The 25,135-nt window shown below is 36.9% G+C and carries 16 protein-coding genes; 8 read left to right on the forward strand and 8 right to left on the reverse strand.

The window, feature by feature from the left end:
* The first annotated feature begins 321 nt into the window (after positions 1-321).
* The 4 genes from ACP6PL_RS25130 to ACP6PL_RS25145 all read left to right on the forward strand — a co-directional run bounded on the left by ACP6PL_RS25130 (position 322) and on the right by ACP6PL_RS25145 (position 5,555).
* Positions 322-1,815 carry a phytoene desaturase family protein gene (locus ACP6PL_RS25130; RefSeq protein WP_426548063.1) on the forward strand — a complete coding sequence of 498 codons (1,494 nt, stop codon included), beginning with the start codon at positions 322-324 and terminating at the stop codon, positions 1,813-1,815.
* Positions 1,816-2,160: 345 nt separating this feature from the next.
* Entirely contained in the window at positions 2,161-3,129 is a 969-nt protein-coding gene (locus tag ACP6PL_RS25135) for a ribonuclease T2 (RefSeq protein WP_426548064.1), read from the forward strand.
* Positions 3,130-3,290: 161 nt separating this feature from the next.
* Complete coding sequence (gene hpnA / locus ACP6PL_RS25140) at positions 3,291-4,268, forward strand: hopanoid-associated sugar epimerase (protein ID WP_426548065.1); 978 nt, start codon at positions 3,291-3,293, stop codon at positions 4,266-4,268.
* Positions 4,269-4,835: 567 nt separating this feature from the next.
* Positions 4,836-5,555, forward strand: coding sequence for a PEP-CTERM sorting domain-containing protein (locus tag ACP6PL_RS25145; RefSeq protein ID WP_426548066.1), 720 nt, complete (start codon positions 4,836-4,838; stop codon positions 5,553-5,555).
* 515 nt (positions 5,556-6,070) lie between these two features.
* On the opposite strand, the gene ACP6PL_RS25150 is transcribed toward ACP6PL_RS25145, so the two are convergent.
* Positions 6,071-6,223, reverse strand: coding sequence for a hypothetical protein (locus tag ACP6PL_RS25150; protein ID WP_426548067.1), 153 nt, complete (start codon positions 6,221-6,223; stop codon positions 6,071-6,073).
* A gap of 527 nt (positions 6,224-6,750) precedes the next feature.
* Entirely contained in the window at positions 6,751-7,794 is a 1,044-nt protein-coding gene (locus ACP6PL_RS25155; protein WP_426548068.1) for an amidohydrolase family protein, read from the reverse strand.
* 490 nt (positions 7,795-8,284) lie between these two features.
* On the opposite strand from ACP6PL_RS25155, the gene ACP6PL_RS25160 reads away from it, so the two are divergent.
* Together ACP6PL_RS25160 and rplY are read left to right on the forward strand one after the other, a co-directional pair.
* A complete protein-coding gene (locus tag ACP6PL_RS25160) occupies positions 8,285-9,598 on the forward strand; it encodes an adenylosuccinate synthase (protein WP_426548069.1) in 1,314 nt (437 codons plus the stop codon).
* 214 nt (positions 9,599-9,812) lie between these two features.
* The gene (gene rplY / locus ACP6PL_RS25165) at positions 9,813-10,109 is read left to right on the forward strand and encodes a 50S ribosomal protein L25 (RefSeq protein WP_426548070.1); all 297 of its coding nucleotides are present in this window, start codon (positions 9,813-9,815) and stop codon (positions 10,107-10,109) included.
* A 449-nt stretch (positions 10,110-10,558) separates the two neighbouring features.
* Here the strand turns inward: rplY and ACP6PL_RS25170 are convergent, their stop codons facing one another.
* The 5 genes from ACP6PL_RS25170 to tmk form a co-directional block, all read right to left on the reverse strand.
* Positions 10,559-10,948 (reverse strand): glyoxalase superfamily protein, encoded by a 390-nt coding sequence (locus tag ACP6PL_RS25170; RefSeq protein ID WP_426548071.1) that lies wholly within the window; start codon positions 10,946-10,948, stop codon positions 10,559-10,561.
* Between the two features lie 402 nt (positions 10,949-11,350).
* Positions 11,351-12,358: an adenosine kinase gene (locus ACP6PL_RS25175; RefSeq protein WP_426548072.1), complete on the reverse strand. Its 1,008-nt coding sequence runs from the start codon at positions 12,356-12,358 to the stop codon at positions 11,351-11,353.
* Between the two features lie 434 nt (positions 12,359-12,792).
* On the reverse strand, positions 12,793-13,782 hold the full coding sequence (locus ACP6PL_RS25180) for a DNA polymerase III subunit delta' (protein ID WP_426548073.1): 990 nt from the start codon (positions 13,780-13,782) through the stop codon (positions 12,793-12,795).
* Positions 13,783-13,858: 76 nt separating this feature from the next.
* Entirely contained in the window at positions 13,859-14,482 is a 624-nt protein-coding gene (locus ACP6PL_RS25185; RefSeq protein ID WP_426548074.1) for a glutathione S-transferase family protein, read from the reverse strand.
* A 218-nt stretch (positions 14,483-14,700) separates the two neighbouring features.
* Entirely contained in the window at positions 14,701-15,372 is a 672-nt protein-coding gene (gene tmk, locus ACP6PL_RS25190) for a dTMP kinase (RefSeq protein WP_426548075.1), read from the reverse strand.
* Between the two features lie 346 nt (positions 15,373-15,718).
* On the opposite strand from tmk, the gene ACP6PL_RS25195 reads away from it, so the two are divergent.
* Positions 15,719-17,011 carry an FAD-dependent hydroxylase gene (locus ACP6PL_RS25195; protein WP_426548076.1) on the forward strand — a complete coding sequence of 431 codons (1,293 nt, stop codon included), beginning with the start codon at positions 15,719-15,721 and terminating at the stop codon, positions 17,009-17,011.
* A 2,144-nt stretch (positions 17,012-19,155) separates the two neighbouring features.
* Here the strand turns inward: ACP6PL_RS25195 and ACP6PL_RS25200 are convergent.
* Positions 19,156-21,246: a sensor histidine kinase gene (locus ACP6PL_RS25200; protein ID WP_426548077.1), complete on the reverse strand. Its 2,091-nt coding sequence runs from the start codon at positions 21,244-21,246 to the stop codon at positions 19,156-19,158.
* A 642-nt stretch (positions 21,247-21,888) separates the two neighbouring features.
* Here ACP6PL_RS25200 and ACP6PL_RS25205 point away from each other — a divergent pair.
* On the forward strand, positions 21,889-24,717 hold the full coding sequence (locus tag ACP6PL_RS25205; protein ID WP_426548078.1) for a hybrid sensor histidine kinase/response regulator: 2,829 nt from the start codon (positions 21,889-21,891) through the stop codon (positions 24,715-24,717).
* Positions 24,718-25,135 lie beyond the last annotated feature (418 nt).

Raw genomic sequence — 25,135 nt, forward strand, 5'->3', positions numbered from 1 at the left:
TTTCCCCTGAATAATCTATAAAATATTTTTCTAATTATTTAAATTTAAGGTTATTTACTAATAATAGTCAGTTTTTTAACCTCTGTTTTAGCCATACAAACTGCTCTAATTGCTGTCTTTGATTTAGTTTAATCATAAACCATAATCAAGTTATTATAAATCATATAACTCTGATTACATAGGTTTTAAAATATAAAAGTAATATAACCGCCTACTTGAGAAGAGCAAGTCGGTTTGTCATCAATCAGTCACTTTGCTACAGTCGAAATTAATTAACTTAACAATAATAACTGTAAATACTATTGTCAAAAATAAATTTATATGGTAGATGTAATTGTAATTGGTAGTGGTATAGGAGGCTTAGTTGCTGGAGCAATGCTCGCCTACTATGGCAAAAAGGTATTAATTTGTGAAAGCCATAGTATTCCTGGAGGGGCAGCTCACTCTTTCTCCCGCCAAGGCTTCCATTTTGATTCTGGTCCATCTTTTTATTGTGGATTGGCTGACCCTAATAGTCTTAATCCTTTACAAAAAGTCCTCAACATTTTGGGCGAATCTATTGAGACAGTTGTTTATGACCCTTTTGGACATTACCATTTTCCTGAAGGTAGTCTGCCAGTCTATGCTGATGGGTCATCTTATCTAGAAGCGGTTGCTAAGTTCACTCCTCAAGGCGCTAAGGAATTAAAACTATTTCAAGATAATCTTTTACAATTGTATGCTGGTCTTAAAGAAGTTCCACCTATAGCTTTAAGAGCTGATTTTTGGTTAATACCAATTTTGTTAGGAAAATATGGACTATCCTTACTGAAGATGTTACCTTCCCTCGGAGAGATAGGAGGTTCCGTTGGACAAATCATGGATAAATGGGTAAAAGATCCTTGGGTGCGCCGTTTAATTGATTTGGAATGTTTTCTGCTGTCTGGGTTAAAAGCTGATGGTACTGTTGCTCCAGAAGTGGCGTTTATGTTTGGCGAACGTTCTAACTCGGTTATTGAATATCCTATTGGTGGTAGTGGTGCAATAGTTGATGCTTTGGTTAGAGGTTTAGAACGTTGGGGGGGTGAATTACGTTTGAATGCTCATGTCGAACAAATATTGATAGAGTCTGACAAAGCTGTAGGGGTGCGCTTGAGAGGAGGCGAGGTTATCAGAGCTAATATTGTTATTTCCAATGCTACTATTTGGGATACCTATACTAAGTTGCTGCAACCTGAAGATTTACCTGCTTCTTTCCGTGAACCTGCTTTAGCGACTCCTGCTGTAGAAAGTTTTATGCACTTACATTTAGGTATTCGTTCCGATGGTTTAGAGGGGTTGACAGGACATCATGTAGTTGTTCTGGATGGAGATGTTGATATTTCTGTTCCTGGCAATACTTGTATGATTTCTATTCCTTCAGTTTGGGATGCTACTTTAGCTCCTCCAGATCATCATGTTGTTCATGCTTATACTTTGGAGTCTTTTTCTGGTTGGCAAAAAGATGAATCTTATCAGCAACGTAAACGGGAAAAAGCAGAATCTTTATTTCTAGCTTTGGAAAAGGTAATTCCTGATATTCGCCAACGTATAACTCTGGAGTTAATTGGTACACCTCTGACTCATGCTCGCTTTTTGCGTCGTTATCAGGGTACTTACGGACCTGGTATTGTTGCTGGTAAAGATAGTTTTCCTGGACCTCAAACTCCTATTTCTGGTTTATATCGGGTGGGAGATAGTACGATGCCTGGTATTGGTGTGCCTGCGGTTGCTGCTTCTGGGGTTATTTGTGCGAATACTTTGGTTTCTGTTGATAAGTCTTTGTCGTTGCTTTAATACTTGATATGATATACAGCAGGTTGTAACTCGTCGGGTAAAAAAGCATCCTCAAAAGCCTGTAGACTAAATTTTTATCTTGTTGGCAAAATGTTCTAACAAAAGTCGGTGGATAAAAATATATCCACCGCCAACTTTTTGTAAAAAAATTAGTTCGGTAGCTTAGTTAAGAAATCTGGCATAATTCCAATGTAGACAATACTTCAATTTCTCTCCTTTTGTTTGTAATTAAATAGCTTCATCCTCTTAGTTAGGTCTTGAATATTCTCAAACTAATACTTGTATGCTGTTACTGATTCAGATATATTGAAATAGTTGTACAACAACAATAATAAAGGAGATGTCGTGAGACTAATCATCACATTCTTACTATGTTTTTTCCTACTTGGACAAAATCCAGCTTTCGCCTTATATAAAGTTAGTGGAGATTTCACAATCAATAGTTGTGAAGCTTACACAAGCTTCAAAAAGAAAAGTGAACCTGTAACCCTTGAAGGAGGAAAAGTTTACCAAGTCTTAGGACTCAATAAAGAATCTGGAGACTATATCTATTTAAAAGTAGATGGACAAAGTAAATGGGTAAACAAAAACTGTGGTCAATTTGATTCTACTGGACAAAGTAGCAATGAAAATATAGCAAGTAAACCAGAAGAAAACAAAACTACGGCAAATTGTCCTGATGAAGGTTGTGCAGAGAAATATGTACTTGCTATTAGCTGGCAACCTAGTTTTTGTCAGACAATGCAACGCAAACCTGAATGTATCTCCCAAACTGCAGAGCGCTATGATGCGACTAACTTTACTTTACATGGTTTGTGGCCTGACAGACTTGCCTATTGTGGAGTTTCTTCTGAAGATATAAATGATTCTAAGCAGAGAGAATGGGATGATTTACCAGCCCTAGATTTGGATGAAGAGACTACCTCTGAATTAGCAAAAGTTATGCCTGGTAAACAGTCTTACCTACATCGACACGAGTGGATTAAACATGGTACTTGCGATGGTCGAGATGAGGATACTTACTACGATATTTCTATAGATTTATTGAATGAAGTTAATGCTTCGGAAGTACAAGATTTATTTGCAGAAAATATTGGTAAAAGTGTTACTCGGTCTCAAATTGAAACAGCTTTTGACAATTCCTTTGGAGAAGGTGCAGGTGAAAGTGTGAAGATTAGATGTAAGAATGGGTTAATTAGTGAACTTCAAATTAAAATGCGCAGACCTCTAGTTGGGGAAAAGTTGGCGGATGTTTTGGTGCCGACAAGTGGAAGGTCTTGCGATAGCGTAATTGTAGATGCTGCTGGATTTTAGAAATTGTTTGACAGTGCTACAATGAATCCTCAAAACCTAACCCTCCTGCCCCCCTTCCTTTGAAAGGGGGCAGGAGGGAATGGGGGTTTCAAAGCCTCTCTCCTCGTAGGAGAGAGGTTTGGAGAGAGGTTTTTATGAGTTTACAAATAGTTTATTAGAAATTGAAAGCTTTTGTTACTGGTGCAAGTGGTTTTATTGGGGCGAACCTGGTGCGGTTGTTATTACAGCAGGGTTATGCTGTACGATCGCTGGTTCGCCGCACAAGTTGTCTTGATAACCTTCAGGGTTTGGATGTAGAAGTTGTAGTGGGAGATTTAAATGACTCCCACTTGTCTAAGTTAATGGAGGGGTGTCAAGTTTTATTTCATGTCGCTGCTCATTATTCTTTGTGGCAAAAAGATAAAGAGTTGGTTTACAAAAATAATGTGTTGGGTACGCGCAATGTTTTGGCGGCAGCGCGACGGGCGAAAATTGAGAGGACGGTTTATACAAGTTCTGTTGCTGCTATTGGGGTAGGAATTTCTGGAGAAGTTGTTGATGAAACTTATCAGTCTCCAGTGGAGAAGTTGGTAGGGGATTATAAAAAGTCTAAGTTTTTGGCGGAACAAGAAGCAGTGAGAGCGTTTGAACTTGGTCAAGATGTGGTAATTGTTAATCCTACTGCTCCTGTTGGTGCTTGGGATATTAAACCTACTCCCACTGGTGATATTATTGTACGATTTTTGCGTCGGCAAATGCCAGCTTATGTGGATACTGGTTTAAATATTATAGATGTTCGGGATGTGGCATGGGGGCATTTGTTGGCTTTGGAAAGGGGGAAAAGTGGCGATCGCTATATTTTAGGTAATCAAAATTTGACACTTAAGGAATTACTTGATTTATTGGAAGAAATTACAGGTTTACCTGCTCCGAGACAAACTATTCCTGTATGGTTGCCTTTGACTGTGGCGTGGGTTGATGAAAAAATTCTTGCACCATTGGGAAAACAACCTTCTGTTCCTTTGGATGGTGTGCGGATGTCTCAACAAAAGATGTTTTATGATGCTGCTAAGGCGGTGAAGGAATTAGGTTTGCCTCAGTCTTCAATTAGAGTTGCGCTCCAGGATGCTGTTAATTGGTTTCGAGAGAATCAAGGTTAAAAAAAATCGTAGGGGCGGGTTTCATCAAAAATCTTGTTATAGTATCATGTTTTGTTTGTAGTAGGGCTTCAGCCCTATCTACAGTTCGGGCTGAAGCCCTACTACGAACTTTAATTTAACTATTTAACCGTTAGCGTAGCTCCCCCGGAGGGGGCACATAATATAACTGATTGATTTATCTAAACCCGCCCCTACATCACCGTGTAAAATTGTAGGGGTGGGTTTCACCAAAAATCTTGATACATGATATTAATTCATCTTATGCTCCATGAGCTGGAGTCTGTCCCACCTTTTAGATTTTAGATTTTCGTTCTTGTTTTTCCAGTACTAAAGTCTGATTGATGAGGACAAACTGTAAATATTCGCAAATGATAATGAAAAAATATACAAGTCCATTGGCGATCGCAACTAGGAAAACTGAGCAAACAGCAAGGTTTACAAGGAAAACCGAGCAACTGTTAGGTATTTCCTTCGAGATACTTCTTATGTAAATATATTGAGTAAAAACCTCAACAAAAAGATTTGATGAAGTTGCTGAAATGCTCTTGACACTAGGGGGGGGAAATTATGATTAGAAATGTAAAGCACAACCACAAACCCACTCTCGCCAAAAACATGAAGAACATTTTCCTCAAACAACAAACACAACCATCTACAACAAATCGCAAATCTTTCTTCAATCAACTGCTCTTTTGTCTGAGTTCCATTTCGTTAGCTTCTTCTTTCGCACTGTTTGCGCCTGCGCCAGAGGCTGCGGGGGCTGCAACCCTAAGAGACATCGATGAAGATGGTATTATAGATGGTGTGAATGACCTCTTGAGCTCGGAAGCGGACGGATTGAGCTATGATGTGGAATTCGTGTTTGGTTCCGCCGATACTGTTGGTGACGCGAACCATTTCGATTTCGGCCATAGCAATATTCCATCCTTGAATAATGTATTGGTGGATTTTTTATCTCTGCATTCTGATCGTGCATTTGAGACCGCCACCGAGGGTTTTGTGTTTTCAACTATTCAGCAACTTGTGGAGCGAGACTTTGATCACAGGGGGCCTGTGGTGACCTTTACACAGACGAGTTTTCCCGACTTACAAGAAGTTGAAGTGACTGCGCCAGGTGAGGTGGCGTTTGGTATTTGGGCTAAATGGATTAGAAAGGAGAACCCGGCGGCGGTGAGCGATCCGCGAGGAGCAGATGCCTCGGCCTCAACTCCCGAACCCAGCCTAATTTTAGGTTTTATCACACTAGGCGGTTTAATGCTAGGTAGCAAAAGAAAGACCAATGGCTAAAAACAAGAAGAGAAGGAAGTTTACCCTTCTCTTTTTTTCTCAACGATACCATTTCAGTTATCAGTTATCAGTTATCAGTGCGATTTGTAGGGGCGGGTTCAGCCAAAAACATTCATATCAAGACGTTAGTTAAATAAACCCGCCCCGCGCCCGGTATTGCATGATATATGTGGGAGCGGGTTTTTCAGTTATCAGTTATCAGTTATCAGTGCGATTTGTAGGGGCGGGTTCAGCCGAAAACTTTGATACATGATATTAATTGATTAAAACCCGCCCCGCGCCCGGTGGAATGGGGGCAGGTTCATTTGATTTTGTTGAATTCCTATTAATTTAACAAAGAGCGAGCTCTGCTGAAAAAAGTAGTTTCTCTGCAAAAGGCAGATACTCTGTTAGTCTTAGCTCCTTCGGAGGAGGCAAGAGGCAGATCCTCTAATATTAAATTCGATTTTTAAAGTATTTTAATGACAACGGTTGACTAACAACTTCCACGACTATCGCAGCAGAAACCCCCGCACTTAAACAGTTCCTAACAAAATCAAGAGTGTAGAAACACAAACAATTATCACTCCAATTGCCAAGATAGCTAACCATGGTTCTTTATTGCTGCTATCAAGGTACTGATTAACTTTTTCGTCGTTCGGTTCAGGATGCCAAATCATAGGTTTCATAACTTAACCCTTCCTTTTTATGAGACGTATATACTACATAGTAATAACGCCCTTTATGAAACGTCGAGAAAACCGAATAAATCTTAACTTTAATTGTTAAATTAGATTAACTCTAAATCTGCGATCTTGTTCAGTTATAACAATTGGATTACTAAGTAGGTGGGATTTAATGCCGAAAAAGTCATAGGTGTGAGGGCAAATAATAGAAAATAGGCAATATTTTTCCTGACTTTAATAAAAAAAAACAGTCCACTATAGAGTGAAACTGCTTCATATATTTATACTAAGTCTGGTAAATCTCAGTCGAATTAGAATTTTTCTTTGTTGTCTTTCTATATAAACCAGATTTAGTATTATAGTTGACTTTTAATGCTAATTGGCACTCACCAATGGATAATTGATAATTAATCAATTCGGTTTAAAGCCTCTCCTAATAATTAATAATTAATAATTGCGGTCAAAAATAATTCACTTTTGTTCATTATCAATTGTTAAAGAGGTAATTATCCATTATTCATTATCCATTATCAATTAATTAAGACTCCTGCTACTAAAGGTTCTGGCTGTAATAATCCTGTTAACATTTCCTCTGGTCGTTTACCATAAGGCCAAGCAAAAGCATGACGAAAAGCTGCATCTTGACAAGCTTGTAATTGTCGAAAATCTATCACATCAAGTGTCAATAAATTCTCATATTCAAATGGCAAACGTACATTATGTAAACCAGCATTATCTGTACAAATAGCAATATCTACTCCAGCATCAAAACATTTATCAAATACTGTCTTTAATTGACTCATCTCATCCATAGTACCTGTTTTGAAATAAGTAGTAGGACAAACCTCTAAACATTGCCCCCGGTTTGCTACTTCTTTTAATAATTCTGGATATTTTAAAGGGATTTGAATTCCATGACCAATTCGCATTAAATAAGGCAGTAATTCTGGATGACAACCATTGGGAGTTTCATAAAGATGTCCCGTTGTTTTTACACCCTGTTCATGAGCATATTTATAGAGTTTGATAAATTCATCTATGCGTTCTTTGTAATTATTATCTCCTCCTGCTACATCTATGGCACACACATATTCTGGCATTTGCACTGCTAAATCAACAATTGCTTGATTGACTTCATTAGGTAAACGAGTATGAGTACATAAAATTTGGCTAGTAACAATTGGATACTCATTCTGTTGAGTTGCTTTACCTACAGTCGCAACTATTTCTGACATTAAATCTATACGTTGAGACTGGGGTAAATTCTCTGGAGTTCTCAAGTAAGGTGTATAACGTAACTCTAAATATGCTAAATTTTCAAATGTATAAGCACCACGAATTAAGCGATAAATAAAGTATGGTAAGGTCTCTATAGTTTGAACTTGTTCTACTAAAGTATGTAGTTCTAAATATTCATCTAAAGTGTTCCGTGGTTTGGTATAAAATTCTTCAAATTGTTGATATTCGGGAAAACGAGTTGCTAGTTCCTGGTTTTGACGTTGAAAATATCTCCATAAAACTCTAGGAACTACGGAGCCTCCTAAGTGTCGATGTAACTCTGCATGTAAAGCCATAGTAATCTGATTTATCCTTAATATTTTAGTCTGTGAGAAATATGATTAAAATCTGAGCTTGCTAGCTCTATATATTTGGGCAGTCAAGGTTTCATTAATAGATAATGAATGGTTACCTCTCGTTAAAAGCGTAACGGAATTGAATCTAAAGAAATCTTATTAGTGGATAATAAAAACTATCTCTAATTATCAATTGTCAATTATCCATTGGTAAAGAGAGGCTTTAAACTGAATTGATTAATTATCAATTGGTAATACAGGAAAAAGATTAAAAAATTAGTCCAATACACCCCATCACTTAACCCAAAACTTTCTACACTTTTCTGCCTAGCTATCAACCACACCTAATCTTGAAAAAATCAGGTTGGCCTCCTCCCGTATATACAAATTTAGCAGATTTATTGTAACAAAAATTAACAAAGATGAATTGACATAGTCTTAAGTTAATGTAACAATTACAAATCGTGTTAACTATCCGTAGAGAAGACCCTTGGCTAACGTAATTGTGATAGGTGCCCAGTGGGGCGATGAAGGAAAAGGAAAAATTACTGATTTACTAAGCAAATCAGCAGATGTAGTTGTACGCTACCAAGGGGGTGTAAATGCTGGTCATACAGTAGTTGTTGATGGCCAAACATTTAAACTACACTTAATTCCTTCAGGTATTCTGTATCCTGATACTGAGTGTATCATTGGTTCAGGAACAGTTATAGACCCCAAGGTTCTGATTGAGGAACTAGATCAGGTAGAGGCTTTAGGCATTTCCACGGCAAAGTTGATGATTTCTGAGGCTGCTCATGTAACAATGCCTTATCATCGACTGATAGACAAGGCATCGGAAGAACGTCGGGGCAATCAAAAAATTGGGACGACAGGCAGGGGTATTGGTCCAACTTATGCCGATAAGTCTGAGCGGACAGGGATTCGGATGATTGATTTAATTAGTCCAGAGAGATTGAAAGAGCAGGTACATTGGACTGTTAATTATAAGAATGTAATTCTAGAGAAGCTTTATAATCTATCGCCCTTAGATCCAGACCAGGTTATAAGTGAATATTTGGAGTTTGCCGATCGCTTGAGACCTCATGTTATAGATGCGTCTTTGAATATCTACAATGCCATTCATGATCGACGGAATATTTTATTTGAGGGAGCACAAGGTACTTTATTAGATTTAGACCACGGTACTTATCCTTATGTTACTTCCTCAAATCCAGTAGCAGGAGGAGCTTGTGTAGGTACTGGAGTTGGACCGACAATGATTGACCGAGTGATTGGGGTAGCTAAGGCTTATACGACTAGAGTCGGAGAAGGACCATTTCCGACAGAAGCTAAAGATGATATTGGGGAATTATTGGGCGATCGCGGAGCGGAGTTTGGGACAACAACTGGTCGTAAACGTCGTTGTGGATGGTTTGATGCAGTTATTGGACGTTATGCAGTGCGAATTAATGGTATGGACTGTATGGCGATTACTAAGTTGGATGTTTTGGATGAGTTGGCAGAGATTAAGGTTTGTGTGGCTTATGATATGGAAGGTAAGCGTTGCGAACATTTTCCCAGTAGTTCTATACAATTAGCTAAGTGTAAGCCGATTTATGAAACATTGCCTGGTTGGGAGCAATCAACTGTGGATTGTCGAACTTTAGAAGATTTACCACAACAGGCTTTGGATTATTTAAGGTTTTTGGCAGAGTTGATGAATGTACCTATTGCTATTGTGTCTCTTGGGGCAAGTCGTGACCAGACTATTGTGGTGGAAGACCCAATTCATGGACCAAAGCGGGGGTTGTTATCTTCTTAGAAGTCAGAAGCTAAATTGAATTTAGAATTTAGAATTCAGAAGTTAGAAGTTAAGTTTTTGCAGTGATAAAACCTTTGTAGGGCGGGTATCTTGCCTAGTACAATTTTACATTTCTGCGTTTTATTCCTTTTTGCCCTGCTTCTGCCTTCCTTCCTCTAAAGTGTTCAACTGGACATGATATAATCAATAAGCAAATTAAGAGAAAAAAGTCAAGATGGAAGTTACAGTAGAATGTCAAAAAAGACCTGAAGGTAGCAAAACTAAAGCGCTACGACGGGAAGGATTAATTCCTGCAGTATTATATGGTCATCAGGTTACAGAATCAGTTGAATTAACAATTAATGTTAAAGAAGCAAAGCAGTTGTTAAAAAATGCCTCTGCTAATAAGACAATTATTGACCTTAAAGTTCCTGAGATTTCCTGGAATGGTAAAACTGTTATTAGGGAAGTTCAATATCATCCCTATAAATCTGAGATTTATCACTTGAGCTTTTTCTCTGTAAATCAATGATCGCGGAAGTATTGATGCCTAAGCTTATTTCGTAGGGATTTCGTTATCAAGCCCTAGTTCGTCAGGAGCACGGGAGTAGGCGAAAAAAGTCCAGTAGGGTGCGCTACATCTCATTAATGCACCCTATAAGATTGTTTTAGTAAATAATCAGCTCAGAACATAGCACTATAGTAATTGAAGATTTGAATGTGAGTGGAATGGTCAAAAATCATAAACTAGCAATTGCAATTGCTGATTGTGGATTTTACATCACTTCATGTCGTTCTGAGGTATACAACTAACAGACAAGATACCTGTCCTACGAGAATTTTACCATTTCAACTTGTACATCATTACTCCGAAATATGTTGTATAAGTTTAGGTGTCAGCTTATATACAAGCTTGAGTGGTATAGAAATCTTTTGTAAGGGGGGAGCATTTCCACAGGGAATCTCAGAGACACTTTTTAGTTAGTTATCTTGTTCTTCATTGATTGGTTCATTAAACAATATTGTATTTCCAAATGGATCGATTACAGTCATTAACCGAGAGTCCCAGAAAGCATTTTCTATACGAGGATTCATAAAGGGATAGTCACAATTTGAGATTTCTTGATAATAATTATCTATCCCTTTCATCCAAACAAAAATTGATGCTCCAGGACAACAATCACCATGGTGTTCTGTAAGATGTATAGCAAAGTTTCCTCTTGAGACTTCCATATATACAGGGCTTTTTTCATCGTGACGATATTCCCATTGGAGTTCAAAGCCAAGAAATTTGAGGTAAAATTCCTTAGCCTTATCAACATCAAAAATTCTCAACCGAGGGATTACACAATTGAATATGATCGTTGTCATTACTATTCTCCAGGTGGCTAAATAGGGTTTGCTGAAAAAGAATGAAAGTGTTTACAGATAAAGCTTTTGGCATTTTTAAATCTGGAAAAAGTGCACTTATTTGAGTTGAAAAGCCTCAAAAAGTTAGTATTAACAGCAAGATTTGGACAGAGAAATTGAGGGATAATTCTTCCTCCTATCTTTTCTAAATTCCTTACTCCTCCTGTCTCCTGTCTCCTGTCTCCTGACTCCTGACTCCTGACTCCTACCCCCACGCATAAGACTTTTGAGCGCAAACCCTAAATAAATTCAGTTATCAGTAGTCCAGTAGAAATATTTGGGATAAGCAGTCCTTGAATCAGTTATCTAGTAGTCCAGCAGTGCGTTACATTTCATTAACGCACCCTACTGAACTCCTAATAACTACTTAATTATTTGCTCAACTTTATCTGCCCAAGATCCTTCTAAACGGGGACCTTGAATTTGTACAACATTAGAAGCTAGATAATTTCCCCAACGTGCAGCTTGAGCAGGCTGATAACCATGGGTAAGACCATATAACACACCTCCAGCAAAAGCGTCTCCAGCACCAACAGTATCGATCGCTGTTACAGGAAACCCAGGTACAGAAATAATTTGTTTATCCTTAACTACTAAACAACCTTCCTTTCCATCAGTAATAAAGGCTGTTTCTACTAACTCCCCAATTTTCATTGCAGATTCTTCTAAAGACTCTATTCCACAAAAATTACGCGCTTCATCAGCATTGCAGAATAATACATCACAATAATTTGAAAGTACCTGGCGGAAGTCATCAGCGAACATATCTACTAAAAACTGGTCTGAGAAGGTAAAACAAACTCCCACTTCTTGGCGCTTAGAATCTTCCATAGCTTGAATACAAGCTTGCTTTGTACTATCTCCAGTCCACAAATAACCTTCTACATAACTATATTTGCAACGCCTAATTTGCTCTGCATCAATATCACTAGCACTGAGATTTACAGATACTCCCAAGTTTGTACACATGGTACGTTCAGCATCAGGGGTTGTCAGTACGACACAGGTACCAGTGGGGTTATCTGCTGTAGGTGCAGGAGCTACATTAAACTCTATTTTCAAGTCGAGCATATCTTGGCGATAGAGTTCTCCATTAGGATCACTGGCAACTTTTGCCACAAAAATACCAGTTCCTCCACTTTGAGCGATCGCTATCATGGAATTTGCAGCGGAACCTCCGGAACGCTTTTTTAAGGAGATGTTTTCGAGTCCTGCCAAAATTCCTCCTTGTGTTGGAGCATCCATCAGAGTCATTCCACTTTTTTGCAGAGAATATTTCGTGATAAAGTCTTCTTCTACAAGTGCGAGGATGTCAACTAGGGCGTTACCGACACCAAATACGTCTAATTTTTGGGTGTTTACTGCTGTCATTTATTTTTCTATTTTTTGGCCATTTAGTATAATATCATTGATTAAGTCAAAAGTTAAAGGTAAGGAAGAAGTAAGAAGGAATAAGGAAGAAGTTTTAAGAGAAGGAAAAGCCTTATATATATGGCGGTAGATATTTCCCCAACTTTTACATAAACGATACAAACGGACACGAGATCAAAAGTCAAAAGTTAAAACTCAGAATATTTGTTATTATCTCATTTCTTTAAGCAATGGATAATTGATAATTAATTACAGCGCTTTTCAGATCGATAAAGCACATCGTCATAACCAAAACTCTGTAGGGGCGATTTCCTACGGAATGCTCCGCAAACGCGAATCGCCCCTACTGTCGTCTCCTGAAATGAAAACCGCCTCTCCTAATCATGAATATCAAGACATTTTCGCTACTCTCAAATTTAGTTCGTGCTGCAAATTTAACTTCTGACTTCTGACTTCTGATTTCTGACTTCATCTATAATAGCCATCAACGTACATTCCCAAACTAACCTCGGTTGTACATAGGAAAGCAAATATTTTCTTGCTGCCTCCAAATGCTGGAGAAACTCTGCTCCGTAAAGTTGCTGTTCCCTCCAATAATAATGCTGTAAATAATCTATCAACCATAACTGTGCTTCTGTATCCATACTTTTACTAATATCCCGCGCCACTGTCAATGCTTGACGAGTATCCCGAATACCCTGAGTTGCAACTTCCAGAATATCCGCCGGAATTTGTTGGAGTTGCTGCCAACAAGCGATCGCCTCTCCCGGACTTCCTTGAGCCATTGACATTACTTCTGGGTTAGTCAAAATTTCCCCATAACCAGCCTTTTCTAATACTAACTGCATATTCTCCTGAGTCAACCGATAAAAGGGAATACGTTGACAGCGCGACACCAAAGTTGGCAACAAGGAGTCAACCCCAGGAGCAATTAAAATTAAAGTCGCTCGTTTCCCTGGTTCTTCCAAAGTCTTCAATAAACCATTTGCTGCACTTTCTCTCATTGTTTCGGCTTGCTGCAATACTACAACTGACCTTGCTGCTTCTAGGGGAGGGCGACCGAGAAATTGACTAATATCGCGTACTTGTTCCAAACGTATTTGAGGCGGTGACTTCCGTTTGACTCCTGCTTCTGTTGCTTCTGCTGCTGATAGTAGTTTTCCTTGATGTAAATATGTTGGTTCTACCCACAATAAGTCTGGATGGTTTCTTTTGTGGATGCGACTTTGTAGGGATGAACTGTTAGTTTTGGGGGAGGGGGTATTAGAGAATAGGAGTTCGATAAAACATTGGGCAGTTAAACCTCGCCCTATTCCTGAAGGTCCTGCAAATAGATAAGCGGGGGCAATGCGTTGATGCGCTACTGCTTGGGTTAATAATTCTATGGCTTGGTTTTGTCCAATAATAGGGGTGAATAAATTCAAAATTCAAAAGTCAAAAGTCAAAAGTTAGAATTTTTAAGTTAAAATTTCAATAAATTATTGATAATTGCTATTATATCTAAATTATACTCCCTACTCTATAGTCCCTAATTTTCAAATAGAGAGGTTGATTTTTGACTCTTTCTATCCAATTTTGGATGGCTGAAAACTGGTTTAAATCAAATCCTCCTTCATCAGCAACATGAGTATAAGCAAACAAACAAATATCAGCAATAGTATAGCGATCCCCTACAAAAAATTGATGTTTTTCTAAGTGTTTTTCCATTACACCCAAAGCTGCATAACCTCCTGATTGTTTTTGTTTTATTTCTGCTTTATATTCCTCTGCTTTTCCCAAAATACTTATCCAATAACGAGAGGTAGCAATATAGGGTTCATGGCTATATTGTTCAAAGAATAACCACTGCATTACTTGGGCTTGTTCCCATTGATTAGTGGGAAAAAATTTTGTTCCGGCACTGAGATAAAAAAGAATTGCATTGGATTCAGATAAAAATTTATCTGGTTCTATTTCTAATACAGGAATTCTACCGTTAGGATTTTTTTGTAAAAATTCTGAGCTGCGACTTTCTCCCTTTGTTATATCAATTTCTATTCTGGCAAAGGGTATTTCTAACTGGGTTAATAGTAGACGTATTTTATAACAGTTACCAGAGGAGGAAAATTCGTATAGTTTGAACATTTCAGTTATCAATTATCAGTTAGTTTACTAGGTCGGAACTTCGTTTTTCATGTCGTGGAGCGGAACAGTACCTGCGTAATAGGGAGGCTTGAAATACGGAATATTCTTTTTTTATACCGTTCAGTACCACTTCACCATCAGATAATGGTATTGAATTGCGTTTGGATACTTAAATCAAGTCGTCAATCTTTTGGAGCAATTTTTAATCTTTATTACAATCAAATATACTTCCATTTTACTAATTTTTGTATGATAATTTCTTGGATTTGCTGTTGCACTTTTTCTATAGTTAAATTAGCGTCTATTTGTACTATTAAAGGATTATTTTTAGCTAATTCTTGATAACCTTTTTTTACCCGTTGATGAAACTGAATATCAGCTTGTTCCATTCTGTCAATTTTGCCTCTATTTTTAGCTCTAGTTAAACCAATTTCTACATCAATATCTAACCAGAAAGTCAAATCACTTTTTAAACCACCTGTTGCGATATGATTAAGTTGTTGAATTAATGCCAAATCTAAACCACGGCCATATCCTTGATAAGCAATAGTCGAGTCAATAAAGCGATCGCACAAAACTATAGCACCTCTTTCTAAACAGGGCTTAACTAAAGTTTCAATGTGCTGTGCTCTGTCTGCTGCATATAATAATAACTCAGCCCTTTCTTGAATTTGTTCTCCAGATAAATCTGCATTTAAAAGTAACTCTCGTATAGTCTTACCAACTTTTGTTCCTCCAGGTTCTCGTGTGATAATTACTTCTAAATCTGGAGATTTTGATAAAGGTTGACCGGACTGCAATTTTTCTAATAACCAATTTCTTAAAAGTTGAATTTGAGTGGTTTTACCCCCTCCTTCTACACCTTCAAATACTATAAACTTACCTATCATTTTGTATTAACGCTTGTATATAATTAACTGATTTTTTGAGCTTTGCTAATATTTGATTTATTAACTAAGTTGATAGTAAAAAATTCTAATTGGGAAATTCTAGACAGCATTATTGAATACGGCATTTATATTTGAGTTTTTACGACTTTTTACTATAATATAGCACTAGCATTTTAATAAGTCATAAATAGATAAACAATTAGAAAACATTTTTTTAGTTAATATTCTGATTCAGTCCTCCTGACTCCTTCTTCAGTCACTAATCGCTCAGATTTTTCTGAAAAGTTGCGCCACAATATAAGAGAGTACAAATTACTAGGCAAATACTTGACTATTTTTGATAAATATGGTAATGGAACAACTTTCCCAAAATTCTCTGTCTGAAACAACCACTACCCGAAAATTGGATTATGACTTAGTTATTGTTGGTGGGGGTATCGCTGGAACTGCCTTAGCTTGCACCCTAAAAAATTCTGGCTTAAAAGTGGCATTAGTGGAAACCAAGCCTAAATCTGTAGTTGCAGCTAAAAAACTTGCTTATAATCTTTCCCTAATATCTGGCAGAATATTAGATGGAATTGGAGTCTGGCAAGAAATTTTGCCCAAAATCACTACATATCGGCAAATTAGTCTTTCTGATGGTAACTATCCCCGCACTGTCCAATTTTATCCTGATGATTTGGCTATTACTGGTAAAAAACCAACCTCAAAAGAAGGACTGGGTTATGTGGGAGAACATCAAGTTATACTGACAGCAATGCAAGAATTTTTGGCGGACTCTGAGCAACTTACCTGGTTATGTCCGGCAGAAGTTTTGCAGGTAAATTATCAATCAGATTTTGTCGAAGTTGAACTAAGAGGCAAGGAAAAAGAAACTTTTACTGTTCGGTCTAAATTAGTGGTAGGAGCAGATGGAGCTAGGTCTCCCATTCGTGAAACTGCTGGTATTGGTACTCATGGTTGGAAATATTGGCAGTCTTGCGTGGCAATGACAATAAAAACAGAAAAGTCTCACAATAATATTGCCTTTGAGAGATTTTGGCCAAGTGGTCCAATGGGGGTTTTGCCATTGCCGGGAAATCGATGTCAGGTAGTGTGGACAGCTCCTCACGCTGAGGCGAAGGCTTTACAGGCGTTGGATAAAGACGAATTTTTGGCAAAATTGGAGTATCGCACTGCTGGTTTATTGGGTAAAGTGGAGTTGTTGAGCGATCGCTACGTTTTTCCTGTACAGTTGATGCAGAGCGATCGCTATGTTCAACATCGTCTAGCTTTGATAGGGGATGCTGCTCACTGTTGTCATCCGGTGGGTGGTCAAGGTTTGAATATGGGTATTCGAGATGTGGGGGCGATCGCTGAAATTCTTAAAGCTGCTCATCAACAAGGTGAGGATATTGGGGATATTAGGGTATTGAAACGTTATGAAAGTTGGCGAAGGAAGGAGAATTTAGTAATTTTAGGAGTTACTGATTTTCTGGATAGAATGTTTTCTGGTACTTTATTGCCGATAGTGGCGGTTCGTCGTTTAGGTTTATGGGGTATGGGAATTATTCCGATGCTTAAGTCTTTGTCTTTGCGGGTGATGACTGGTTTATTTGGTCGTCATCCAGAATTGGCTCAGATGTTGTCACTTAAGTAGATATTTAGTTGAGTAGGGATATTCTCTGGAATATTCCTACTATACTCTTTCCTTGTAGTTAAACTTTAGCAGCAAATATATTTCTCGTGCTCAAGCACAACTATGAACCTAATTAGATCAAATCCGGTAGATAGTTAATTAAGAGTCAGAAGTCAGGAGGGAAAAGAATTTAGAAAAATTTGCAAATAGCTGAGAATGAAACATTTTTTGATACTAAATTCAGCAGATTTGATATTATAAGTGAGAACCAAAAAGGTTGGCTGATCCTAACAGTTTTTGTTATTAGACTTAGCTGTGAAGTTTTGAGTTTGACTGTGATAAGGGGAGTTGGGTTTCAGTTTCCGTTCCTAACGAAATGATACCTACAGTTCTTTTTTTCAAACTTGCCGTCCAATTTTGTATTTTCCTCTTTTTTTCCCGGAAAAATGAATTGAAGCTAAATTTGTTCAACTGGTAGAAAGTATTCAATAAAAACTTAGAAAGCATACTTTACAGAGTCTCCTATTGGATTGAACAATAAAATGATCGATCTGAATAGTAGTTATGTACCCAATTAGTTAATATATCTGTAATATTACTGAAAAACAGGAAAAAGCTCTGTCATGTGGGTAAGTTTTAGAATATATTAAGATTTTTCCTATAATCCTTCTACTAAAAGGATAGAGGAGAAATATTCTCCCCTTTTCACAGGATAGGTAGTTAGGTTTTTTTACCCACAATTTTAGTCTAGATGGATTACTAGAATTAACCTCTAATATAAAATATGGTTATACAGTAATTGTAAAATCACCTTCTCAACTTAAAAATATTCTATTGAATACTAATTTAAAAATTCATGCTATTCAAATCTAATATTTCTCCTAACTCCTGACTCTGAGTGCGATGCAATAATTAATCACCAGGATTCTACATAATATCATGTCTGGTTAAATACTTAGCTTTTGCGCTCAAAAGAATGAAAGTGTTTACAGATAAAGATTTTGGCATTTTTAAGTCGGGAAAAAGTGCGCTCGCTTTGAGTTGAAAAGCCTCAAAAAGTTAGTATTAACAGCAAGATTTGGACAGAGAAATTGAGGGATAATTCTTCCGACTGCCTTCTCGCTCATTCCTTACTCTTCCTGCCTCCTGCCTCCTGTCTTCTGACTCCTACCCTCACCCATAAGACTTTTGAGCGCAAACCCTACTTATACTTTGGAGTAAAGAAGGCAAAAGGAAAAGGTTTTTTATCACTAATTATCCGGACATGATGTAATATCAAATCGGGATTTAGCTCAACTGCTTATGAATAATAGGGAATAGGGAATAATTAATAGATTAGGGAGATTCCATAGAACGTCCCTAAAAAAATATTAACTGAGTCATCCTAACAGTTTTTGGAATTAGACTTGACTGTGGAGTTTAGAGTTTGACTGTGATAAGGGGAGTTGAGTTTCAGTTTCCGCTTCCAATGAAATGATGCCTACAGTTCTTTTTTTCAAGATTACCGTCCAATTTTGGGTTTTTCTCTTTTTTCCCAAAAAAAATGAATTGAAGCTAAATTTGTTCAACTTGTAGAAAGTATTCAATAAAAAGGTAGAAAACATATTGATAGGGTATCCTCTTAGATTGCACCACAAAACGATTGATCTGATAGTAGTTATGCACCCAATTAATTAATTAATTAATCTATCGGTAATATTACTGAACAACATAATTTTTGTCAAGACAATTAATAATTTATTTCGTCAAATTTTCATAAAACAAACAAATTTTCCCTGAATCTTTGCTGAATCTTCATATATTGAAAATCTTTATCTACTACTCAAATCGAGATAATACTAAGATAATATACGGTTGAATACTTATTATTTTGCCTCTTGCATCAGCTAACTTTTGGGTGGGTTTTATAACCGGATTTTATCTAATATCAAATCCGCTTAATTATACCAATGCTACGGGATTTTGTCTAACTGGTATTTTTCCCAATAATTAATTAGGTCTAAAACCCCACTTTTAAAAGCGAAATATTTTTGGAGGGTTGTTCAAAATCCCCATTAAACAAACAACTTTCAAGATATAACTTATAACTTATAGCTTATTTATTTTGACATTTGGCATCTTTAAAATCCCACCTAAAATCTTCCACCGACTACTTGACACCTTCTTCAACCCGCCTTATTGAAAGATGTCACTTTTTCCTGTTTTTTCAGTTTGACTGGAATCTGAATTATAAATTCAGACCCCTCTCCTAATGCAGGATTACACTGAATATTCCCTCCATGTTTTTCGACAACAATTTTATAACTAATTGCCAACCCTAAACCTGTGCCTTTACCTACAGGTTTAGTAGTAAAAAATGGATCGAAAATCTGTTTAGATATTTGCTCATTCATACCTAAACCATTGTCAGAAATCCGAATACGTATCCAATGATTATCTACAATTTCTGTACTAATTGAAATAGTTGGTTTTTTGAATCTTTCCTGATTATTTTGTTTGCCTAAATCAACTATTTGCTTGGAGCTTTTATTATCATCTACAAATAATACTTGCTGAGAAGTACCTAAATTTTCTAGAGAATTTTGCAGATTTTTATTTGTGATTTTTGAATTGATGTTAAAAGTAGTTTTTCTCTGAGTATGAGACCGCTTTTTCATATCTAAAACTGTATGATTTAGCTGTTTCTTTTGAGATGTCCAACTATTTGATAAAATCGACATTTCTAAAGCATCAATCGCGTTATTCAAAACATTCATAAATACCTGATTCAATTGTCCTGGATAACACTCAACTAACGGCAAATCTCCGTAGTTTTTAATAACTTTAATTTCCTCTGATTTTATCCCTGTTGCTAATCCTGTTACTAGATTTAATCGATTCTTTAAAATTAGCAATGTACTGTTAATCCCATCATGAATATTTACTAATTTTTTGTCTGATTCATCCAATCTCGCAAAATTACGCAAAGACAAAACTATGGAACGAATACGTTCAGCTCCACTCTGCATTGAAGACATAATTTTTGGCAAATCTTCCTTAACAAAACCTAACTCTATTTCTTCTATGTGAGATTGAATTTCTGCATCAGGAGTAGGATAATGCTCTTGATAAAGATTAATCAATTCTAGTAAATCTTTGATGTATTGATTGCTATAACTAATATTACCATAGATAAAACTAATTGGATTATTAATTTCATGGGCAATACCTGCTACCAACTGACCTAAACTAGACATTTTTTCTGTGTGAATTAACTGAGCTTGAGTCTGTCTCAATTCCTGGAGCGCAATTTCTAGTTGTTCAGCTTTATTTCTTTCTCTTGCTTCTGACTTGCGCAGAGAAATTTCAACTCTTTTGCGATCGCTAATATCTCGTGCAAATGCACATTGATATTCTTTACCTTTGAATTCTAAATGATTGAGAGTGATTTCTACTGGAAATTTTCTATTGTGTTTATTGAGATGATAAGCTTCTATTTTCAGGTGACTGCATTTTTTCAATAAATTCCAATGCAATGGCCATGAATTCTTAGGAAAATCTGAGTTGATGTCATGGATCGTCATTGATAGCAATTCTTCTGGAGAATATCCTAAAGAATGACAAGCTGCATCATTGACATATATTAATTTTCCATCTTTAGCTATCCAGAAAACTGCATCCGCAGAACGTTCTATTACAAACTGACTCAGTTGTAGTTGTTCCTTAACTTGCAGTTGTTTTTTAAGAGCTTGATGTAACTTATTGTTTAACCAAGTGAGACTTGCAATATGATTTTTAACTCTTTTTTCTAACAACGCATCTAGAGTCTGAACTGATTTTTCTGCTTCTTGTCGGCGTTTAATTTCTGATGCTAATTCAGCATTTACTAACTGTAATTTACTTGGACTAGGAATCGTTAATGCTATGGGAATTAATGATACCATTATGAAGGCAATTGATATAGAAATAATTGCAGTAATAGCTTGAAGCCAACCTGAAAGCAAATCACTAGGGTACCACAAACTCCAAATTTCTATTAGATGGGTTGTAGCATAGGATAAAATGCAAATTGCTAGAATAGGAATTATCCAATTTATTTCTATATCCTGTCGCTTATGAATAAAATAGATAATTAAAGCTGCGATTAAATAAAAGGCAAAAGTTATTAAGATATTTGAAGTAGTCTGTAGCCAGACTAGCTGAGGTGGGTCTCTCCAGCAATCTCCTTGAAGTAGGACTGTTTGATTTAAATTGTTTAAAAAAAAGTATCTTAACATTGTTAAATAAATTGCTTGGTTTGTTTTTAAATCTATTATTCTGCTTATATTAACATAATTAAATTATTATTGTGGCCATTTGATATTTTTTGATAAATATTCATAATTCTTGAGATTTACTAGATTTTATTTGTAAGTGAATTATCTAATCTGGATTTATATCATCTCCGGTTGAATACTTATACCATTTTATTCGGATCTGGATTTATATCATCTCCGGTTGAATACTTAATACCCTTTTATTCGGACATGATATAAATCGGTGATAATTGTGATTAATCCTTCGAGAAAATAAGAAATCCTCCGATGAACTTTTTTCCATACTGATTTCTGGTTATCTTCGTGGCACTCATATGATTTATCTGGCAATGAGATGTACTCCTTCTGCCTTCTCTCCTAGATAACTAAAGCCTTCTTTCTTACTTCTACCATTTGTAACAAATATTTCTCAAATTGGTATTAGACATCTCCAATAAGAAAAACAGAAAATCAATTATCTCACAGAAATCATCAATTATTTCTCTCTACTCCCTACTCTCTACCCCCTACTGCCTCTTTAGGTTGAGATTTCTATTCCCAATATCAAAAAAATCCGTGTAAAATGAACCCCAAATGTAGTTTCTATCGACTCCTATTTCTTCGATGCCCAAAAATCAGCCAGTTCAATGGTACAAAAGCTTGAATGCCCAAACCATGATTATTTTGGGAATATTTGCCTCTAGTCTAATTAGTAGTTTTATGTTTACCATCAATAGGGAAGGTAAAAAACTGGTTTTCAGAGAATCATCCCGTCTTATTCAACAAACAGGCGATAGTGCTGTCTCAGATTTAACTGTTCGTACTCAAGAAGTGGCAGCTTTAACTCGCACCCTGGGGTTAACAGTCGAACAATTATCCAAATCAGAAACAATTTTCCAGAGTCTCATACCAGCAATAATTGATTTTCAAGGTGATATGGATATTGCAGGGGGTGGAGTTTGGCCGGAACCCTACCGTTTTGATCCTGATGTAGAAAAAAGAAGTTTCTTTTGGGGTAGGGAACAAGATGGAACTTTGAAATATTATGATGACTATAATGAATCTGGTTATCACGATCAAGACTGGTATGCGATCGCGCCTTATTTAGAACCAGGAAAGTGTTTCTGGAGTAGGTCTTATGTAGACCCTTTTTCCCAACAACCAATGGTAACTTGTACGGTTGCTACTCAAGAAAAAGGAGAATTTTCTGGGGTAGTGACTATCGATGTGCGACTCGAAGGTTTACAAAGTTTTACGACAGCTTTGCAGCAAAAAACTCAGGGGTATATTTTTATTGTAGATCGAGATAACAAATTTATCAGCTTTCCAGATATCGACCTAGTGAAGCGGATACATAAAGATAGTAATGGCACTACAATAGATTTTATATTCGCCTCAGAGTTAGTCAAAGTTCATCCCGAATTTGCTCCTATTGCTGAAGCACTAGAAAAGATAAATCAAGAAATTTTAGAGCAAGCACAGCAAATGCTGAAATACAAACCAGAAACTGTTGCCCAACTCGAACAACGAAGTTATCAAATTAATTCACAGCAAGCGCAACTTATGAGTGTTATTCTCGCCGATCCTTTGGCGGGAATAACAGACTCAACAAGATTACTCAAACAATTGGAAATAGACGATGACTGGTTACTGGAAGAAAAATCAATCGTTGATATTTTTCATATACCCAATACCTACTGGAAGTTAGTTATTGTTAAGCCTTTTTCGGAAAAAATTGCCGTAGCAACTGCTATTTCCCAATTTCTGATTAACCGGACTATATTTATTGTTGTAATTGGAGCATTACTCGTCCTAGTAGCAGTTAAATTTCGACTCCTCGAACCCATTCAAAGTTTGAGCAAAGCAGCTAAAAATATTGAGGATAATCCCAATCAAATTGCAAATAGTCAATGGCAGCAGGAATTACCCACTAAACGTCAGGATGAAATTGGTGAACTAGGGCGAGCATTTATTAGTATGGCAGAGCAACTGAAAGAATCTTGGGAAACCTTGGAACAAAGAGTAGAAGAGCGTACCGCAGAATTAGCTCGCTCAAATCAAAAATTGGAAATTGCTAATCGTGCCAAAACTGAATTTCTGGCAAATATGAGTCACGAAGTACGCACCCCACTTAATGGAATTTTAGGTTACGCTCAGATTCTACAACGTTCTCAGATTTTGGACGAAAATGGCTCAAAATCTGTGGAAATTATCTATAAATGTGGCACTCACCTGCTAACTTTAATTAATGACGTCCTAGATATGTCTAAAATTGAAGCTAATAAAATGGAATTGCTGCCTACTGATTTCTATTTTCCCACATTTATGCAAGGTGTTGTAGAAATGTGTCGCTTCAAAGCAAAACAAAAGAAGATTGATCTAGTTTACGAATGTGATGCAGAATTACCAGAAGGTGTAAGTGCTGATGAAAAACGGTTACGACAGGTATTGATTAATTTATTGAGTAACGCCATTAAATTTACTAATGATGGTAAGGTAACTTTTACTGTGAGTCATTCTGAAACTGGTTTCCGGTTTGAGGTGCGCGATACTGGTATGGGCATAACACCAGAACACTTGGAGACTATATTTTTACCTTTTGAGCAGGTGGGAGATAGGAAAAACCAATTGGAGGGAACTGGTTTAGGGTTGGCAATAAGTCAAGAAATTGTCCAGATGATGAATAGTCAAATTTATGTAGAAAGTCAAATAGGTATAGGTAGCGTGTTTTGGTTCGATTTGTCTTTAGAATCTTCCCTAGAGTGGGTGAAGTCGGGACAGTCTAGTGATAAAGGGTTGATTAAAGGTATTAAAAGTCAACCTCGAAAGATCAAGATTTTGGCAGTGGATGATAAGTGGGAAAATCGTTCGGTGATTGTTAATTTATTGCAATCTCTGGGGTTTGAATTAGAAGAGGCAAGGAATGGTCAAGAAGGTTGGGATAAGGCGCGAGTTTTTCTGCCCGATCTAGTTATTACTGATTTGATAATGCCTGTAATGGACGGCTTTGAGATGATCAGGTTGTTTAGGGAGTTTGAGATTTTCTCCAATGTACCAATTCTTATTTCTTCTGCAAGTGTCTTTGAGTTTGACCAGTATAGAAGTTTTAAAGCTGGTGCCAATGATTTTTTGCCGAAACCAGTCCAGGCAAGAGAGTTATTAAATAAGTTACAGCAGCATTTGGGTTTGGAATGGGTGTATGAACGAGAAACCGTCTCAGAAGAAAAGGAGAAGGAGGTGGATGAGATGGAGATTATAGCGCCTGATACTGAGGTATTGGATATTTTGTATGAGTTGGCGATGAAGGGTAATTTTAAGGGTATTGTGAAGCAGGTTCAAATTCTGGAGAAGGTTAATGACAAATATATTCCGTTTGTACAGCGAATTAAGAAATTCAGTAGAGAGTTTCATGACCAGGAAATTATTGAACTGATTGAGCGGTTTCACGGTTAAGTTCTGGGGTGATATAGAATCAGGATAATTACTATAGCTAAGTCCGCAGCGACTGGAACGGAGTGGAAGGAAGCAATCTCATGGGTGCCGGGAGATTACTTCCTATCGTCGATAGGGACGACTGTTCAACCGGACATGATATGATGGGGTGATGGGGTGATGGGGTGATGGGGAGATATAGAAAGACTTAGCAATAACGCTCAGATGGAACATTTTTTTATTTGGAGGTCAAGTTTCAGGTTTGGGACGCTCAGTTGAGATTTTGGAGGCCAAGTTTGAGGTTGGAAACCTCTCGGTTAAGGTCTTGAACATCTCAATAGATAATTTAGGAATGAGAATTTATTAACTTCCAGATTTCCTGCACAGGAGCATTGACTTAATCAAAGAATAACGATATAATAAGTTATAAAGCATACTA

The organism is Dapis purpurea BLCC-M126 (genome assembly GCF_050015975.1).
In the GTDB taxonomy this organism is placed as follows: Bacteria; Cyanobacteriota; Cyanobacteriia; order Cyanobacteriales; family Microcoleaceae; genus Trichodesmium.

Excerpts from the sequence above, each read along its gene's own strand:
- ACP6PL_RS25130 (WP_426548063.1), top strand. The coding sequence starts at position 322 with ATGGTAGATGTAATTGTAATTGGTAGTGGTATAGGAGGCTTAGTTGCT.
- ACP6PL_RS25145 (WP_426548066.1), top strand. The coding sequence starts at position 4,836 with ATGATTAGAAATGTAAAGCACAACCACAAACCCACTCTCGCCAAAAAC.
- ACP6PL_RS25150 (WP_426548067.1), bottom strand. The coding sequence starts at position 6,223 with ATGAAACCTATGATTTGGCATCCTGAACCGAACGACGAAAAAGTTAAT.
- ACP6PL_RS25155 (WP_426548068.1), bottom strand. The coding sequence starts at position 7,794 with ATGGCTTTACATGCAGAGTTACATCGACACTTAGGAGGCTCCGTAGTT.
- rplY (WP_426548070.1), top strand. The coding sequence starts at position 9,813 with ATGGAAGTTACAGTAGAATGTCAAAAAAGACCTGAAGGTAGCAAAACT.
- ACP6PL_RS25170 (WP_426548071.1), bottom strand. The coding sequence starts at position 10,948 with ATGACAACGATCATATTCAATTGTGTAATCCCTCGGTTGAGAATTTTT.
- ACP6PL_RS25175 (WP_426548072.1), bottom strand. The coding sequence starts at position 12,358 with ATGACAGCAGTAAACACCCAAAAATTAGACGTATTTGGTGTCGGTAAC.
- ACP6PL_RS25185 (WP_426548074.1), bottom strand. The coding sequence starts at position 14,482 with ATGTTCAAACTATACGAATTTTCCTCCTCTGGTAACTGTTATAAAATA.
- tmk (WP_426548075.1), bottom strand. The coding sequence starts at position 15,372 with ATGATAGGTAAGTTTATAGTATTTGAAGGTGTAGAAGGAGGGGGTAAA.
- ACP6PL_RS25195 (WP_426548076.1), top strand. The coding sequence starts at position 15,719 with ATGGTAATGGAACAACTTTCCCAAAATTCTCTGTCTGAAACAACCACT.
- ACP6PL_RS25200 (WP_426548077.1), bottom strand. The coding sequence starts at position 21,246 with ATGTTAAGATACTTTTTTTTAAACAATTTAAATCAAACAGTCCTACTT.
- ACP6PL_RS25205 (WP_426548078.1), top strand. The coding sequence starts at position 21,889 with ATGCCCAAAAATCAGCCAGTTCAATGGTACAAAAGCTTGAATGCCCAA.